Source organism: Pseudalkalibacillus hwajinpoensis (assembly GCF_015234585.1).
Classification (GTDB): Bacteria; Bacillota; Bacilli; order Bacillales; family Guptibacillaceae; genus Guptibacillus; species Guptibacillus hwajinpoensis_B.
Map to the genome: position 1 here is coordinate 1349967 of NZ_JADFCM010000001.1, position 16455 is coordinate 1366421.

The 16455-nt window shown below is 39.7% G+C and carries 16 protein-coding genes; 12 read left to right on the plus strand and 4 right to left on the minus strand.

Annotation, left to right across the window (positions count from 1 at the left end; all coding sequences use genetic code 11):
* Positions 1–83: 83 nt before the first annotated feature.
* The 3 genes from IQ283_RS06485 (at position 84) to IQ283_RS06495 (ending at position 2523) form a co-directional block, all read left to right on the plus strand.
* Positions 84–764, plus strand: coding sequence for a metal-dependent hydrolase (locus tag IQ283_RS06485; protein ID WP_194219288.1), 681 nt, complete (start codon positions 84–86; stop codon positions 762–764).
* Between the two features lie 104 nt (positions 765–868).
* Positions 869–1105 carry a hypothetical protein gene (locus IQ283_RS06490; protein ID WP_194219289.1) on the plus strand — a complete coding sequence of 79 codons (237 nt, stop codon included), beginning with the start codon at positions 869–871 and terminating at the stop codon, positions 1103–1105.
* Between the two features lie 107 nt (positions 1106–1212).
* Complete coding sequence (locus tag IQ283_RS06495) at positions 1213–2523, plus strand: DRTGG domain-containing protein (RefSeq protein WP_194219290.1); 1311 nt, start codon at positions 1213–1215, stop codon at positions 2521–2523.
* Positions 2524–2577: 54 nt separating this feature from the next.
* On the opposite strand, the gene IQ283_RS06500 is transcribed toward IQ283_RS06495, so the two are convergent.
* Positions 2578–2883 (minus strand): YtpI family protein, encoded by a 306-nt coding sequence (locus tag IQ283_RS06500; RefSeq protein WP_194219291.1) that lies wholly within the window; start codon positions 2881–2883, stop codon positions 2578–2580.
* A 108-nt stretch (positions 2884–2991) separates the two neighbouring features.
* On the opposite strand from IQ283_RS06500, the gene IQ283_RS06505 reads away from it, so the two are divergent.
* Complete coding sequence (locus IQ283_RS06505; protein WP_194219292.1) at positions 2992–3930, plus strand: DHH family phosphoesterase; 939 nt, start codon at positions 2992–2994, stop codon at positions 3928–3930.
* A gap of 64 nt (positions 3931–3994) precedes the next feature.
* Here IQ283_RS06505 and IQ283_RS06510 read toward each other — a convergent pair whose 3' ends face one another.
* From IQ283_RS06510 to IQ283_RS06520, 3 genes are all read right to left on the minus strand, one after another.
* Complete coding sequence (locus IQ283_RS06510) at positions 3995–4186, minus strand: hypothetical protein (RefSeq protein ID WP_098444518.1); 192 nt, start codon at positions 4184–4186, stop codon at positions 3995–3997.
* A gap of 96 nt (positions 4187–4282) precedes the next feature.
* Complete coding sequence (gene ytrI, locus IQ283_RS06515; protein ID WP_194219293.1) at positions 4283–4789, minus strand: sporulation membrane protein YtrI; 507 nt, start codon at positions 4787–4789, stop codon at positions 4283–4285.
* Positions 4786–5121: a YtrH family sporulation protein gene (locus IQ283_RS06520; RefSeq protein ID WP_194219635.1), complete on the minus strand. Its 336-nt coding sequence runs from the start codon at positions 5119–5121 to the stop codon at positions 4786–4788. Before IQ283_RS06520 ends, ytrI begins: the two co-directional genes overlap by 4 nt.
* Positions 5122–5337: 216 nt before the next feature.
* Here IQ283_RS06520 and IQ283_RS06525 point away from each other — a divergent pair, with 216 nt between their 5' ends.
* From IQ283_RS06525 to IQ283_RS06560, 8 genes are all read left to right on the plus strand, one after another.
* A complete protein-coding gene (locus tag IQ283_RS06525; RefSeq protein WP_194219294.1) occupies positions 5338–8691 on the plus strand; it encodes a DNA polymerase III subunit alpha in 3354 nt (1117 codons plus the stop codon).
* Positions 8692–8821: 130 nt separating this feature from the next.
* A complete protein-coding gene (locus IQ283_RS06530) occupies positions 8822–10060 on the plus strand; it encodes an NAD(P)-dependent malic enzyme (protein WP_408962578.1) in 1239 nt (412 codons plus the stop codon).
* Positions 10061–10233: 173 nt separating this feature from the next.
* Complete coding sequence (locus tag IQ283_RS06535; RefSeq protein ID WP_194219296.1) at positions 10234–10878, plus strand: FadR/GntR family transcriptional regulator; 645 nt, start codon at positions 10234–10236, stop codon at positions 10876–10878.
* A gap of 36 nt (positions 10879–10914) precedes the next feature.
* Positions 10915–11772 (plus strand): acetyl-CoA carboxylase, carboxyltransferase subunit beta, encoded by an 858-nt coding sequence (gene accD / locus IQ283_RS06540; protein ID WP_194219297.1) that lies wholly within the window; start codon positions 10915–10917, stop codon positions 11770–11772.
* Positions 11772–12749, plus strand: a complete 978-nt coding sequence (gene accA / locus IQ283_RS06545; protein WP_194219298.1) for an acetyl-CoA carboxylase carboxyl transferase subunit alpha — start codon at positions 11772–11774, stop codon at positions 12747–12749. The genes accD and accA overlap by 1 nt, the downstream gene beginning before the upstream one ends.
* 115 nt (positions 12750–12864) lie before the next feature.
* Positions 12865–13824: a 6-phosphofructokinase gene (gene pfkA / locus IQ283_RS06550; RefSeq protein WP_194219299.1), complete on the plus strand. Its 960-nt coding sequence runs from the start codon at positions 12865–12867 to the stop codon at positions 13822–13824.
* 124 nt (positions 13825–13948) lie between these two features.
* The gene (gene pyk, locus IQ283_RS06555) at positions 13949–15703 is read left to right on the plus strand and encodes a pyruvate kinase (RefSeq protein ID WP_194219300.1); all 1755 of its coding nucleotides are present in this window, start codon (positions 13949–13951) and stop codon (positions 15701–15703) included.
* Positions 15704–15883: 180 nt separating this feature from the next.
* Complete coding sequence (locus tag IQ283_RS06560) at positions 15884–16276, plus strand: FxsA family protein (protein ID WP_194219301.1); 393 nt, start codon at positions 15884–15886, stop codon at positions 16274–16276.
* The last annotated feature ends 179 nt before the right edge of the window (positions 16277–16455 follow it).

A 16455-nucleotide genomic window follows, 5' to 3' on the forward strand; every position in this document is an offset into this window, starting at 1 on the left:
AAGGGAACGTAATAAGTAGACAACTCACCTCCTAGCGTTTTAGGGAAGGTAGTGAAACCCAATTATTAAAGGAGCGATAACAAATGAAAGTTACATTTCATGGTCATTCAGTTGTAGAAGTTGTTACGAACAAAGCAAAAATTTTAATTGATCCTTTTATTTCCGGTAATGGTCAGTGTGATTTAGATGCGGATCAAGTTACTTGCGATGTGATATTGCTAACACATGGACACAATGATCACGTTGGTGACACAGTTGAAATTGCAAAGCGAAACGATGCATTAGTCGTAGCTCCATTCGAACTTGCTACATATCTTGGTTTCAAAGGTGTTAACACGCATCCTATGGCAATCGGTGGGGCACATGAGTTTGAGTTTGGTAATGTGAAGCTTACTCAGGCATTCCATGGTTCGAGCTACACTGAAGAAGAAAACCAGCAAATCATTTACACAGGGATGCCAGCGGGGATTCTCTTTAGCGCAGAAGGTAAAACGGTCTACCACGCGGGTGATACTGGGCTTTATTCTGATATGAAGCTATTATCTAATAAGCAAATTGATCTTGCGTTTCTACCCATTGGTGATAATTTTACTATGGGTCCTGAAGATGCAGCTATCGCTGCAAAATGGATAGGAGCTGAAATAACCGTACCAATTCACTACAATACTTTCCCGCTTATTGAACAAAATGGCGAGGCGTTTACTGAAAGCCTTGAAGGTACAAAAGGTAAGGTTCTTCAAACAGGAGAAACAATCGAATTGTAATCAAACACAAAACCGATGCCTTGCATCGGTTTTGTGTTTGATAAGCGTATTAATTAAGCGGACTTGAACATACCCTTTTAGAAAGACCATGAGGGGGAATCATTGTGAAACAACGATTGTTTTTATCTGTCTTATGCATTCTGTTTTTGATGTATGATGCTATGCCGCGCTTTCAAATTGACTTAACGCTAGAAGGTGCTTTTTTTAGTCTCTGGCTTTTATTTGCCATTATGGCACTTGGTGGAAATCTTTCTGGATTATTTTTTGGAAAGCAAGAGAGAAAACCTATGACAGTTAATGATTCAGTAGAAGAATTAAGAAAAAAACAATACGGTCGTTGAAGTTATAGGTCTGTGTTATGTATAATGAAGTCAATTCAAACACCACTATAACAGAAGTAGTTTAGCTACTGATACAGATGTGCATGTAGAAAGTATGGTGAAAGAAATTGACAACGAAACATGAACAGATCCTCTCTTACATTGAAACGCTAGAAGTAGGAAGTAAAATATCCGTGCGTCAAATTGCTAGAGAATTAAAGGTTAGTGAGGGTACAGCATACAGAGCAATTAAGGATGCTGAAAACAAAGGGACGGTCAGCACGATTGAACGGGTTGGGACGATCCGAATCACAAAAAAAGAGAAAGAAAATATCGAAAAACTCACGTATGCTGAAGTAGTGAACGTCGTCGATGGGCAGGTGCTTGGAGGAAGAAATGGTTTACATAAAACCCTTCATAAGTTTGTTATCGGTGCGATGAAGCTAGAGGCGATGATGCGTTACGTCGATCCTGGTAGTTTGCTCATAGTCGGTAATCGCGACAACGTGCATAAAATTGCACTAGAAGCCGGGGCAGCTGTCCTTATTACTGGTGGTTTTGATGCGCAGGATGATGTGAAGAAAATGGCGGATGCATATGATTTGCCGATTATATCTACCTCCTATGACTCCTTTACAGTGGCAACAATGATTAATCGTGCGATATATGATCGATTAATTAAGAAAGAAATAGCCCTAGTAAGTGACATATTAACGCCGCTTACGAAAACGAGCTTTCTTGTGACAACAGAAAGTGTAGGTCGCTGGCATGAGCTAAATGAATCAACATTGCATAGTCGCTATCCGGTTGTGGATCCAAATATGAAGGTTCAAGGCATTGTGACATCTAAAGATATTTTAGGTGAGCAGCATGAAACGTCAATAGCTAAGGTGATGACAAAACACCCGCTCACTGTTAATGAGCAAACGTCCGTCGCTTCTGCAGCTCATACAATGATCTGGGAAGGGATAGAGATGCTTCCTGTTCTCGATCAATACCAGCGACTTATCGGTATTATTAGTAGACAGGATGTACTCAAGGCTCTTCAAATGATTCAGCAGCAGCCACAGATAGGGGAAACCTTTGACGACCTTATCACGAGTCAAATCAAAGATATTTCCACTGGATCGGAAAGTCGCTATAGCTGTGAAGTAACACCTCAAATGACGAGCCTACTTGGAACGTTATCTTATGGTGTTGTAACAACCCTTGTCACTGAAGCTGGGAGTCGAGTTTTGAAGAAATACAAAAAGGGTGATTTAGTAGTAGAAAACATTACACTTTATTTCATCAAACCGGTTCAAATTGATCATACAATTGAAATTGTACCTAAAGTTCTCGAGGTATCAAGGAAATTTGGTAAAGTAGATGTTGAAATTTATCATGAAGGTGCGGTCGTAGGAAAGGCCCTTATGATGGCGCAATTGATTGATCGATAATAAAAAACCGCCAGAAATAAATCCGTGGCGGTTTTACAAGTAAACATAGCGCTGTTAGTTTAGTTTCATATCCTTTGCTTCTTCGATTGCAAATGGAAGATAGTGTCGATACTTTTTATAGCCGACTGTAACGTTTACAAGACCAAGTAAAATAAAGACAGCGGCAACAATCACAGTGACCGTTGATAAAGAAACGGTAAGCGTATTAATGGCAAAAAAGATAAGGAAAAGTCCTAGTGCAATGCTTGCTTTTGAATTAAGCCATTGAGTTGTTGCGACACCGTTATGTCGAACAGCTTTTACTCGATAAAACAAATAGAAAACGATTGAAAAGACAATTAATATGACAAAGATAGGCATGACTGTTTTCCTCCATAATTCAAGGTTCTTTTCTATTGTATAGAATTTAGTACTGAAAATCTATGACATATACGTAACAATTGGGAAGCGGTCGAAAGGAGAAAGTTGATGAAGGAACAAATATTAGATGCTATCGAACAATATGAGACCATTATAATTCATCGTCATGTGCGCCCAGACCCTGATGCACTTGGCTCACAGGGAGGACTTGCCGAGCTTATACAAACTTCTTTTCCAAAGAAGCGTGTGTTTACGGTTGGTGAAGAAGAACCATCACTTACATTCCTGAACCGAATGGATGAGGTTCAGGATGAAACATATCATAACGCACTTGTCATTGTTTGTGATACGGCGAATCAGCCTAGGGTTAGTGATAACCGATATCGTAATGGCAAGTTCTTAATTAAAATCGATCATCATCCAAATGAAGACCCTTATGGTGATCTTCTCTGGGTAGACACTTCTTCAAGCTCTGTTAGTGAAATGATTGTAGATTTGTACCTTACCGCTAAGGAACGAGGGTACAAGCTTTCTGAAAAAGGAGCTTTTCTTCTTTATGCAGGTATAGTAGGTGATACTGGACGTTTTATGTTTTCCAATACGACTCAGCGTACCTTTATGTATGCAGGTGAGCTTTTGAAGTTTGGTGTAGACACAGGCTCTCTATATAAGGAACTATACAAAACGGAACAGCATATCGCTCGATTAAACGGATATGTCTTACAACATTTTGAAACATCAGAAACTGGTGCTGGATGGATGAAAATCACAAAAGAAACAGTTGCTTCATATGGCGTAACGGCTAGTGAGGCATCACAGCTAGTGAATACTTTCTCTAATGTAGCGGGTTTGAAGGCGTGGGTTTTCTTCATTGAGGAACCAGATCAAATTCGTGTTCGTCTTCGTTCTAAAGGGCCTGTTGTGAATACAATTGCTGCTCAATTTAATGGTGGCGGACATCCAATGGCTGCGGGGGCAACTGTTTATTCGTGGGCAGAGGCTGATGACGTCCTTGCGGAGCTAGACAAAGTGTGCGAAGAAGTATAATAACAAACTAAAAGACCGGGGTCTCCTTTTTTTGAGAGAGCGCCGGTCTTTGTTGTTACCACATTTACACTTGATCATGCGATTTAGGTATAAACCATGAACCAAAGCTTGTCACGTCTTCGTGCACGTCGATGTTAAGTGATTGCAATTCCTTTTTAATTAGAGCAGTCATTTCGTGTGACTCTGCGTAAGCGGATCGCCCATTCATTAAATCAGCAATTTTCGCTCTCGCGATTTGTTTGCGATCAATAACCATCGCGCCACCTCCCAATTTTCTATACTCTTATCATATACTACACCTAAGAAAATTGCGACTTGTCTGACAAAAGGTCACAAAATAGTTTTATTTTCGCTATTGAACGAGTTCAATCGTAAGCACCACCTCGACTGTTGTCCAAAGAATAAATTGCTTCACTTTAAAACCATATTTAATATTGTCAATCATGAGCGTTTTATTTTCGAGGGATTGAATGATAAAGCTTCTGGTTCTAGAAATCGCTCCGAGATCCTTGTTGAGAAGATCATTTAATTCGGTTTGAATTTCTTTCTTTAACTCGTGGCGCGTTAATGAGTTTAATGGTAGGTCATTATCTTTCTCGAAAGTGACTTCGATTTTTTTGACGAGAAGAGTTTTTTCGATTTCTTTATTATTATAATTTACTTGATCATCGAGCAATGTTTGATTTTGGGTTTTTAAGTCCGAGATTTCAATTTTTTGTTCTTTAATCGTTGTGATCTGCTTTTCGTACATAATGCCGAATAGCATCAGAAAGAATAACCACCCAAAGATGACTCCTACAGAAAGACCTGCAAGAAATCGTTGCCACCCTTTTCTAGAATAAATTTGCGGAACTCTCATAAGGAAGAGCGTTCCTGAGTAAGCCAGTTAATGATCTCCATACCTGCCTGCGCCCCACCAAGCGCACAGAAAATCCATAAAAATTGACGCATGATTTCATCTGGAGAACCACTGAGAAAACTTCTTTCCATGTTATTTATCGTATCAAATGTTCCGCCAATTGCTGCGGCAATCGCCCAGATTTTTAATCTTTGTGCAACGATATAGATCCAGTGTAGTGGTGGCTCACCAGAAAGGAATGCCCCGATTCCTCCGATAATTGACCCTCCAACAATCACACCAAATGCAACGAAAAAAGCGATAATTAATGTTACGAGCGTTACTCTCTCCATTTTGATTCCTTCTTTCGTATCAAATTTCATGAAGTAACTTTTTCTTTACAACACATAAAAGGTTGAAGAAAAAGTGTGTGATTATAAATCAGCCTATTTTTCGCTTTTAGTACAGCCTATGCAATTAGGAGAGAGGGATATGCTTGATAATGTTTGTTTGAGAAGGTGGAAGTATTTATAATAGAAAGTAATAGCAAATTGAGAGTGGGATTATATATGGAATTTGTGCATCTTCGTGTTTACAGTGAATATAGTCTGCTAGATAGCCCAAGTCGAATTGAATCACTTGTTGAATCTGCAATACAAAAAGGATTTCAGTCTATGGCTCTGACAGATAAAGGAACAATGTATGGGACAATTCCATTCTATAAAGCATGTCAAGCAAAGGGAATAAAGCCAATAATCGGACTAGAGGTAAGCGTTGGGAATGAGTCTTCTCTCCATCAGCGGGACCAACATTTGGATAACCTTGTTCTACTTGCTGTTAATACGGAAGGTTATGAGAACTTATTGAATATCAGTACGCAAATGCAAAGTACAGGGGGGCCAGAACCATATATAGATAAAACAAATTTATTTGAAAGATCAGATGGTCTCATTGCCTTATCTGGGACCCTTCATAGTGAAATTGGAAAAGCCCTTCTTTATGAAGAAGAGACGGTCGCCTTACAAATGGCAATGGAGTATCAACGTGTTTTCAAAGAGGGATTCTATCTCGAAATGCAGGATCATTCTCTTAGAGAAGAAAGACACCTTAACTTGTTAATTTCTAAGCTTGCCAATAAAGCGAACATTCCATTAACCGTTTCAAATGCGGTTCACTATATTAATCAAGAAGATGGGGAAGCACATGATTGCTTAAGGTGTATTGATACAGGGCAACGTTATGAAGAGAAAGACAAGGTGGCCTTACCTAATCATGAATATTATTTAACCTCTGAGGAAGAAATGAGAGAGCGGTTTAAGGGTTATGAGGAAGCTCTTGCAAACACAACTAAGATCGCCGCAAGATGTTCTGTCGAACTGAATTTCGAACAAACGCACTTACCCGTTTATCCAGTTCCTGACGGAAAATCGGCTTTTGAGTTCTTGAAGGAGATATGTATAAACCATTTAGCTGAGCGATATCACGATCCAGGTATACATGTGACGGACCGATTAGATTACGAACTTTCAATTATCAATGAGATGGGGTTTAATGATTATTTCCTAATTGTTTGGGATTTCATGAAATATGCTCATGATCATCATATGATTACAGGTCCGGGGAGAGGATCGGCGGCTGGCTCTCTCGTTGCTTACTTATTGCATATAACAGATGTGGATCCTATCGAACACAACCTTCTATTTGAGCGCTTCTTGAATCCAGAACGAGTTACGATGCCAGATATTGACATTGACTTTCCTGATGTAAGAAGAGATGAGGTCATTGAATACGTTTACGAGAAATACGGACATGACCGAGTAGCCCAAATCGTAACATTCGGTACGCTTGCTGCAAAAGCTGCAATTCGTGACGTTGGAAAAGTATTAGAAGTAGATACGAAGCTTCTGGATGCGATGTCTAAAGCAGTTCCTTCAAGACCTGGAATGACGTTGAAACAGGCAAAAGAAGAGTCAAAAGCACTCATGGATCTCATATCATCTACCTCTGAAGGAAAACAGGTTTTTGACATAGCAAGTACGATTGAAGGGCTACCACGTCATACATCAACACATGCCGCAGGAATTGTTATTTCAGCTGAGCCGCTTACGAAACATGTACCTTTACTTGGTGGTCATCATATTAGTTTGACGCAGTTTCCCATGAACGATTTAGAAGAAGTAGGTCTTTTGAAAATGGACTTTCTTGGACTTCGAAATTTAACTTTAATTGAAGGGATATTAAATGATATCGAAAGTGAAACAGGCGTGCGCCCTTCGCTTTCTACAATTCCAATGGATGATCAACCTACCTTCTCACTGCTGCAAAAAGCTGACACAACAGGTGTTTTTCAACTTGAATCTGATGGCATGCGTCAAGTGCTGAGGAGGCTGAAGCCGACTGAATTTGAAGATATTGTTGCTGTTAATGCTTTATATAGGCCGGGTCCAATGGAAAACATTCCGCTCTTCATTTCAGGTAAACATAAAGAACGTTCAATTGATTATCTCCATCCAGATCTTGAACCAATTCTAAAATCAACTTATGGAGTTATCGTGTATCAAGAGCAAATCATGCAAATTGCATCAAAATTAGCAGGTTTTTCTCTTGGAGAAGCGGATTTATTAAGAAGGGCCGTATCTAAGAAGAAGCGTGAAGTTCTTGAATCTGAAAGAGAGCATTTCGTTAGTGGTTGTCTTGCAAAGGGATATCCTAAAGAAACTGCTGTTAAAGTATATGAGTACATTGTCCGTTTTGCGGATTACGGATTTAATCGGAGTCACGCAGTAGCTTATAGCGTGATTGCTTATCAACTAGCTTATTTAAAAGCTAACTATTCACGTTACTTCTTTTCGAGTCTATTAACTTCTGCAATCGGAAACCAAGATAGACTTGCTATGTATTTATCAGAAGCAAGACAAAAAGGCATGACGGTTCATCCGCCGTCAATCAACAAAAGCAAAGAAACCTTCACTGTTGAAAATGAGGCCTTGAGATTCGGTTTGCTTCCCGTAAAAAATGTAGGTAAAAATGCTATAGAAGAAATCTTGGATAAGAGGAATCACTTTTATAAAAGCCTTTTTGATTTATGCGCAAGAATTTCACTGAGAATAGTAAATAAGCGTGCACTTGAATCGTTGATCTTTGCTGGTACGATGGATGAGTTCGGGGTAAGTCGTTCCTCTATGCTCGCTTCACTCGAAGGAGCCATGAACTATGGGTATGAACAAAATGGACAAAAAGGTTTTTTTGAAGATGGTGAGGCTGAACCAGCTTACGAGAGCGTTCCCCCTTTTGATGAAAAAGAAATGCTTGCTTTCGAGAAAGAAGCAATTGGGTTTTATTTAACAGCCCATCCTCTTGATCCCTATTTAGAGAATTTGAAGGGATACGTAAGAGATGTTACGAGAGACGCAATCACTGCTTCAGATCGAGCCCCACTAAGGTTAGCTGTAGAGGTATTGAAGGTCAGAAGTATTCGCACGAAGAAAGGACAAATGATGGCTTTTCTAACGTTTGGTGATGAAACGGGAGAAATAGAAGGAGTCGCTTTTCCTGATGTTTGGGAACAAATGGAGAGTCTTTTATCGAAAGGGCAATTTCTTTACGTTGATGGTGTAGGGCAGAAACGAAATGATCAAACGAATATTATTATTTCTCGAGCGATGAAGCTAAGTGATGTTCAACCAAAGAAAGAGAAGAAAACCTTATTTCTGAAAGTTGAGCCTCACCATAAAAGTATGCTAAGTGAAGTGAAGGAAGTGCTTCGAAACTATGAGGGTGATGCAGAGGTCGTAGTTTATTATAGTGAAACAGATAAAACCGTAAAGCTTGGTAAAGAATGGCTGGTAAACCCTGATACTGACTGTCTTCAAGCCTTGAAAAAATTACTTGGTGAAAACAATGTTGTGAAAAAGCCTCGATGAAAATCTTTACAGCTAATGGTGATTTGTTATAATGGTGAAAATAGAGTGGTCTGACCACTGCCCAATTGTACTAGGGAAATTGTTAACATCATCTAATGCTTCTGAAAAAAGGAGAGTGGGTTTATTGTCCATTACGAGAGAAGAAGCTCTACATATTCACAGAGTGAGACAAGGAAAACTAGAATCTAAATCGAAGGTGCCGGTTCGAAACGCTACGGATTTAAGTCTAGCTTATTCACCAGGTGTTGCAGAGCCTTGTAAAGAAATTTATGATGACAAGAATAAAGTATATGAATATACGATGAAAGGAAACATGGTTGCCGTCGTATCCGATGGCACAGCCGTTCTTGGACTTGGAAATATTGGGCCGGAAGCAGCACTTCCTGTAATGGAAGGGAAAGCAGTGCTTTTCAAAAGTTTTGCTGGTGTTGATGCATTTCCTATTTGCTTAAATACGACTGATGTTGATCAAATTGTGCAGACAGTAAAGTTAATGGAACCTACTTTTGGTGGTATTAACCTTGAAGATATTGCTGCCCCTAATTGTTTTGTTATCGAAGAAAGATTAAAAAAAGAAACAAATATCCCTATTTTCCATGATGATCAACACGGCACTGCCATTGTTACGGTAGCAGGGCTTGTCAATGCTTTGAAACTATCAGGTAAGAAAATGAGTGAAATTAAAGTAGTTATCAATGGTGCTGGAGCTGCAGGTATCGCCATTATTAAGCTTTTGAATCGTTTTGGTGTCAAGGATATCATTATGTGTGATTCGAAAGGTGCTATATACGAAGGCCGTTCTTATGGAATGAACGACGTGAAGGCAGAAGTTGCGAAGTATACAAATCGTGACAAAGCAGAAGGGTCACTGAAAGAAGTTATTTCAGGCACAGATGTTTTCATTGGGGTTTCAGTTGAGGGAGCACTGACAAGAGAAATGGTCGAATCTATGAATGATGATCCAACTATTTTTGCAATGGCTAACCCTAATCCTGAAATCATGCCAAATGATGCAAGAGAAGCGGGAGCTAAGGTTATTGGTACTGGGCGATCAGATTTCCCAAATCAAATAAATAATGTTCTAGCGTTTCCTGGAATTTTCCGAGGCGCACTTGATGTTAGAGCAACTCATATTAACGAAGATATGAAGGTCGCTGCTGTACATGCTATTGCAGAACTTGTTGCTGAAGAAGATTTGAGCGCTGACTACGTTATTCCCGCACCGTTTGATCCACGAGTAGCACCTGCTGTTGCTGCTAGTGTAGCGAAAGCTGCGATGGAGACGGGTGTGGCTCGTATAAACGTAGATCCTGAAGCAGTTAAAGAAAAGACACGTGCTCTCGCTATTATTGAAGAAGATAACGAGTAAGTGGGGAAGAGCTTGACTTTCTCACTTTTTTCTTGCATTTTATTTATGGAGAACATGAAAAACAGCTTATCTTCTGAACATTCATTTTGGTTAAGAGGCATTCACGGTTCCAAACCGCAAATGTCTACTGTTCCTATTTGTTTTCAGCCAGGAAAGGGTGTTGATTTCCCATGATGAGTCAGGGGAAAGTTTATCAGAATATCCTTCAGAAAATAAAAGCGATTATTTATAACGATGGTTTACAAACCGGTGATAAGCTCCCTTCGGAAAGGGAGCTTTCTGAGCGCTTAAATGCCGGAAGATCTTCCGTAAGAGAAGCGTTAAGATCAATGGAAATGCTTGGTCTAATTGAAACTCGTCGAGGAGAAGGGACATTTATTGCAAATGCTAGAGATCATCGGCTTGTAGAAGTCATTGCCTCCTTTATTCTAAAAGATACAAAGTCTAAAGAAGATCTGTTAGAAACTAGAAGGTTAATTGAAAAAGATATTCTAAGGGTGGCTTGTGATCGAATCTCAGATGAATATCTTGATCGATTAAGAACTATGATGGAATATAAGGACAACTCTTCCGGTCGAAATATTTTTTCAACTGAATTTGATACAGCTTTCTTCCGAGTTATTGTTTCATCAACTCATAATCATCTACTCATGAGGTTATGGGGAGAGCTTGCAGATTACCATCAGACAATTTGGCACCAGTTAACTTTCCGCCCTAAAGAGTATTATGAATCCATGATTGATGCATTGACTTCTAGGAATAAGGAAAGTGCCATTTGTTTATTTGACACGTATGAAATAAAAAAAACGGAAGAATAGCAAATATGTTTGATATTGTGAAAGGGATGGTCAACTTTGTTAAAAGATCTATTCAACAAGAAGAAGAAGTATGCGACGGTTCCCTCAGATAAAATAAAACAAGATGTACCTGAAGGCATTATGACAAAGTGTCCAGGGTGTAAAAGTATTATTTATACGAAAGAGCTGGAAAAATCGCATAAGGTTTGTGTGAAATGTGGGTATCACCATCAAATGTCAGCCCCTGAAAGATTAAAGGATACGCTTGATTCAGGTTCTTTTACAGAACTGGATGCAGATATGATTTCAGAAAACCCGCTCTCTTTTCCCGATTATGTTGAGCGTTTGGAAAAGGATCAAAAGAAATCCTCATTGAATGAAGCGGTTGTAACGGGTGAAGGAACAATAGATGGCTACCGAACAGCTATTGCAGTAATGGATGCACGTTTTCGAATGGGAAGCATGGGTTCAGTGGTAGGAGAAAAAATCACTAGAGCGATTGAGCATGCGCATAAAGAAAAAATTCCGTTTATTGTCTTTACTGCCTCAGGCGGTGCTCGAATGCAAGAGGGTGTTTTGAGTTTGATGCAAATGGCGAAATCCAGCGTGGCGCTTAAAAGGTTTAGCGATGACGGTGGACTATTCATTTCTATAATGACACATCCTACAACTGGTGGTGTATCAGCGAGTTTTGCTTCTGTAGGCGATTTTAATTTCGCTGAACCTAAGGCTTTGATTGGCTTCGCTGGTAGACGAATTATTGAGCAAACGATTCGTGAAGATCTTCCAGAAGATTTTCAGACGGCTGAATTTCTCCTTCATCATGGTCAGTTGGATCGCGTGATTCATCGAGCTGATATGAAGAAGATACTCGGTCAGGTACTAATGATTCATGGAAATGGAGGTGAAGAATAATGGCACAGAGACTTGATTTTGAACGACCTCTCCAAGAGTTAGAAGATAAAATTACTGAATTACATTCTTTCATGGAAGAAAAGAATGTGGATCTTAATGATGAAGTTTCTCGTCTTCAAAAAAGACTTTCAAAAATGGAAGAAGAAATTTACGAGAATTTAACAGCGTGGAACCGTGTCCAATTGGCTAGACACCCTGAACGTCCCACAACTTCTGATTATATCGAGCGTATTTTTGAGAACTTTCTTGAATTGCATGGTGATCGACTGTTTGGTGATGACGAAGCGATTGTAGGTGGTATCGCAACCTTTGAAGGAAAAGCTGTAACGGTTATCGGCCATCAGCGTGGTAAAGATACAAAAGAGAATCTTAGACGAAATTTTGGTATGCCACATCCTGAAGGCTATCGTAAAGCGCTTCGTCTCATGAAACAAGCTGAAAAATTTCAACGTCCCGTTATTTTTCTTCTAGATACTAAAGGAGCGTTTCCTGGTAAGGCAGCGGAAGAAAGAGGGCAAAGTGAAGCGATTGCACGAAACCTGATTGAAATGGCGGGGCTAACCGTTCCTATCATTTGCATTGTTATAGGAGAAGGTGCGAGTGGAGGAGCGTTAGCGATTGGCGTAGGTAATCACGTGCACATGCTTGAAAATTCATGGTATTCCGTTATTTCTCCTGAAGGAGCTGCGGCTTTGTTGTGGAAGGATTCTGGTTTAGCTCAGCAGGCTGCTGATACTATGAAAATCACGGCGCCAGATTTGAAAGAACTAAATGTCATTGATGAGATTATCCCTGAAGTAAAGGGAGGGGCTCATCGAAATATGGGAGAACAGGCGAAGGCGATTCACTCGGCCCTTGTCAAATCACTTGAAGAACTGACACAACTTTCCAAACAGGAGCTTGTGAATCAACGCTATGAAAAATACAGAAATATTGGACAATATACGTTTGTAACCGATACCATTGGCTTAAAATAAGGAAAGTGCTTTCTCGTTATAGAGAAAGCACTTTTTTGCGATGTAGCTTAGCTATTGTATTCAACGACCGTATTTGATATTTTAATAACACAAAGAATTAATGAGGTGAACAGTTATGAAACGTATTGGTGTACTAACCAGCGGAGGAGACTCACCAGGAATGAACGCTGCTATTCGAGCTGTCGTTCGAAAAGCTATCTACCATGATATTGAAGTTTATGGGATCTACCACGGATATACCGGGTTGATTAATGGAAATATACAGAAAATGGAAATCGGTTCTGTAGCTGATATTATCCATCGTGGCGGTACAATGTTATATTCTGCTCGCTGCCCTGAATTTAAGACACTTGAGGGTCAACTGAAGGGTGTAGAGAACTTAAAGAAATTTGGTATTGAGGGTCTAGTTGTAATCGGAGGAGATGGATCCTACCGTGGAGCTCAGAAATTAACTGGTCATGGCTTCCCGACGATTGGAATTCCAGGAACGATTGATAATGACATCCCTGGAACAGACTTTACGATTGGTTTCGATACAGCACTAAATACAGTTATTCAAGCTATTGATAAAATTCGTGATACGGCGACATCTCATGAGCGTACATATGTGATCGAGGTAATGGGACGTGACGCAGGAGATATCGCTCTTTGGTCAGGACTTGCTGACGGTGCTGAATCAATCCTCATTCCTGAGGAGAAGTTCGAGTTGTCAGATATCTTGAGTCGTTTGAAGCGCGGCCATGATCGCGGAAAACGTCACAGTATTATTGTTGTTGCTGAAGGTGTTGGAAGTGGTGTTGAAATTGGGAAACAAATCCAAGAAGAAATGAACATGGAAACACGTGTAACCGTTCTTGGTCACGTTCAACGTGGTGGTTCACCAACTGCTTCGGACCGAGTTCTAGCAAGCCGTCTTGGAGCACGTGCTGTTGAACTTCTACTTGAAGGAGCAGAAGGGCGAACAGTTGGTATTCAGAACAACCAAATTGTTGATATGGATATTAACGAAGCACTCGCTCTGCCACATGAAGTCAATCAAAAAATGTGTCAGCTTGCAAAGGAATTATCTATTTAAAAAGACGTTAAGTGGTTCACCCCTTTAAACTTAAGGGGTGTATCGTAATGTCTGAAAATATTACATAACATAGTTGTTATGAAGAAAACTAATTGAAGCATAGCTTTTAGGAGGAGACAGACCCATGCGCAAAACTAAGATTGTCTGTACGATTGGACCAGCAAGTGAAAATGAACAAACTCTAGAAAAATTGATTAATGCAGGGATGAACGTTGCTCGTTTAAATTTCTCACATGGTGACTTTGAAGAACACGGGAATCGTATTAAATCAATCCGTGCAGTTGCTGAAAAGCTAGGAAAAAACGTTGCGATCCTTTTAGATACAAAAGGCCCGGAAATCCGTACGAACAATATGGAGAACGGTGGAATCGATCTTGAAGCTGGTCAACAGCTTATCGTTTCAATGGAAGAAGTACTTGGTACAACTGAGAAAATCTCTGTCACATATCCTGAACTTGTTAATGATGTTCACGTTGGATCTAAGATTCTACTTGATGATGGATTGATTGAACTTGAAGTAAAGCAAATTGAGAAGAATGAACTTTATACTGAGGTTCTAAATAATGGAACATTGAAAAACAAAAAAGGTGTTAACGTACCTAACGTGAGCGTTAACCTTCCTGGTATTACAGATAAGGATGCTGCAGATATTGAATTCGGTATTGAACAGGGTGTAGACTTTATTGCTGCGTCATTCGTTCGTCGAGTATCCGATGTTCTTGATATCCGTAAACTTCTTGAGAAGCATAAAGCAACTGACATTCAAATTATCCCTAAGATTGAAAACCGTGAAGGTGTTGATAATATCGATTCCATCCTTGAGATTTCAGATGGTTTAATGGTTGCTCGCGGTGATCTAGGTGTTGAAATTCCTGCTGAAGAAGTACCTCTTGTACAAAAGCAGCTTATTAAAAAGTGTAATGCACTTGGAAAGCCAGTTATTACTGCAACACAAATGCTTGATTCTATGCAGCGTAATCCTCGTCCAACTCGTGCGGAAGCGAGTGACGTTGCCAATGCTATTCTTGATGGCACAGATGCAATCATGCTTTCAGGTGAAACAGCGGCAGGATCTTATCCGGTAGAAGCTGTTCAAACTATGCATAACATTGCTTCTTATACTGAAAAATCATTGAACTTCCGTGAGCTTCTTTCTGTAAGAAGTAAAGAAACAGAAACAAATACAACAAATGCGATTAGTGAATCAGTAGCTCACACAGCTTACAACTTAAATGTGCCAGCAATTATTACAGCTACTGAGAGCGGACATACAGCGCGTATGATTGCTAAATACCGTCCGAAGGCACCGATTGTAGCTGTAACAAATACGGCTAGCGTTTGCCGCAAGCTTGCTCTTGTATGGGGCGTTCATGCACAAGAAGGACACAAAGTATCAACAACAGACGAAATGCTAGAAGTTGCAGTTGATGCTTCAATCCAGTCTGGAATTGTAAATCACGGAGATACAGTTGTTATTACTGCTGGTGTTCCAGTTGGAGAATCTGGTACAACGAACTTGATGAAAGTTCACGTTATCGGTGATATTCTTGCAAAAGCTCAAGGAATTGGGAAAACATCTATTTCAGGAAGAATCGCAATCGCAAAAAATGCTCAAGAGGCGATTGATAAAGCAGATGGAAACACAATTCTAGTTACAATTGGCTCTGATAAAGATATGGTTCCTGCTCTAGAGAAGGCAGCAGGACTTATTACAGAAGAAGGCGGACTTACTTGCCATGCTGCAGTTGTAGGTCTTAGTCTTGGACTACCTGTCGTAGTTGGTCTTGAAAATGCGACACAACTATTCGAAGAAGGTCAACAAGTAACACTTGATGCAACGACTGGAATTATTTACAACGGGAAAGCAAGCATTCTATAAGCAAGATTGAAACTTTTAAAAGGCTGTCGAGAAAATCGACAGCCTTTATTATTTAACTTATTTTGGGTATTCTTCACTGGGGATTAGGTTAATGGTGCAATTGAGTTCGAAAATTATTTTAAATCACGTATAATAGTGTTAACGGGACAATTTCCCGATTATGATTGAGGGAGCTATGTCATGTTTCGTATTTTGTTGCTTTTTATTATTATCGTTCCAGCTCTAGAGATCGCTTTGTTACTTCTATCAGGAAGAACACTGGGACTTATTCCGACAGTATTATTGATTATTGGTACAGGGATTCTAGGAGCGTGGCTTGCGCGTAAAGAAGGGGCAGAAACGATCCAAAAGGTTAACAGACAAATGCAATCAGGCCAGATGCCTGGAGATGCTATTTTAGATGGTCTATGCATACTCGTAGGTGGTGTCGTTCTACTCACACCAGGCTTCATCACAGATGCAACAGGATTTTTACTTCTCATCCCGGCAACGAGAAAACCTTTTAAGAGATGGATTAAGAAATTCCTTGAACGTCGAATGAATAATGGTCAGTTTATGTTTATTAGAAGGTAAAAATTCTGCCTTAGAAACGTATAATGAAATGTCCTTAAGGAGCTTGAATACATATTCAAGCTCCTTTTCTATTGGAAGAAATAAAGTGTGATTTGACATTTATAAAATAGTAAATTATATTAATTGATAGATCAATGATTGAGCTATCAATTAATTAAGGTTTTATTGTTGACATCAAG

Excerpts from the sequence above, each read along its gene's own strand:
- IQ283_RS06485 (WP_194219288.1), top strand. The coding sequence starts at position 84 with ATGAAAGTTACATTTCATGGTCATTCAGTTGTAGAAGTTGTTACGAAC.
- IQ283_RS06500 (WP_194219291.1), bottom strand. The coding sequence starts at position 2,883 with ATGCCTATCTTTGTCATATTAATTGTCTTTTCAATCGTTTTCTATTTG.
- IQ283_RS06505 (WP_194219292.1), top strand. The coding sequence starts at position 2,992 with ATGAAGGAACAAATATTAGATGCTATCGAACAATATGAGACCATTATA.
- IQ283_RS06510 (WP_098444518.1), bottom strand. The coding sequence starts at position 4,186 with ATGGTTATTGATCGCAAACAAATCGCGAGAGCGAAAATTGCTGATTTA.
- ytrI (WP_194219293.1), bottom strand. The coding sequence starts at position 4,789 with ATGAGAGTTCCGCAAATTTATTCTAGAAAAGGGTGGCAACGATTTCTT.
- IQ283_RS06520 (WP_194219635.1), bottom strand. The coding sequence starts at position 5,121 with ATGGAGAGAGTAACGCTCGTAACATTAATTATCGCTTTTTTCGTTGCA.
- IQ283_RS06525 (WP_194219294.1), top strand. The coding sequence starts at position 5,338 with ATGGAATTTGTGCATCTTCGTGTTTACAGTGAATATAGTCTGCTAGAT.
- IQ283_RS06535 (WP_194219296.1), top strand. The coding sequence starts at position 10,234 with ATGAGTCAGGGGAAAGTTTATCAGAATATCCTTCAGAAAATAAAAGCG.
- accA (WP_194219298.1), top strand. The coding sequence starts at position 11,772 with ATGGCACAGAGACTTGATTTTGAACGACCTCTCCAAGAGTTAGAAGAT.
- pfkA (WP_194219299.1), top strand. The coding sequence starts at position 12,865 with ATGAAACGTATTGGTGTACTAACCAGCGGAGGAGACTCACCAGGAATG.
- pyk (WP_194219300.1), top strand. The coding sequence starts at position 13,949 with ATGCGCAAAACTAAGATTGTCTGTACGATTGGACCAGCAAGTGAAAAT.
- IQ283_RS06560 (WP_194219301.1), top strand. The coding sequence starts at position 15,884 with ATGTTTCGTATTTTGTTGCTTTTTATTATTATCGTTCCAGCTCTAGAG.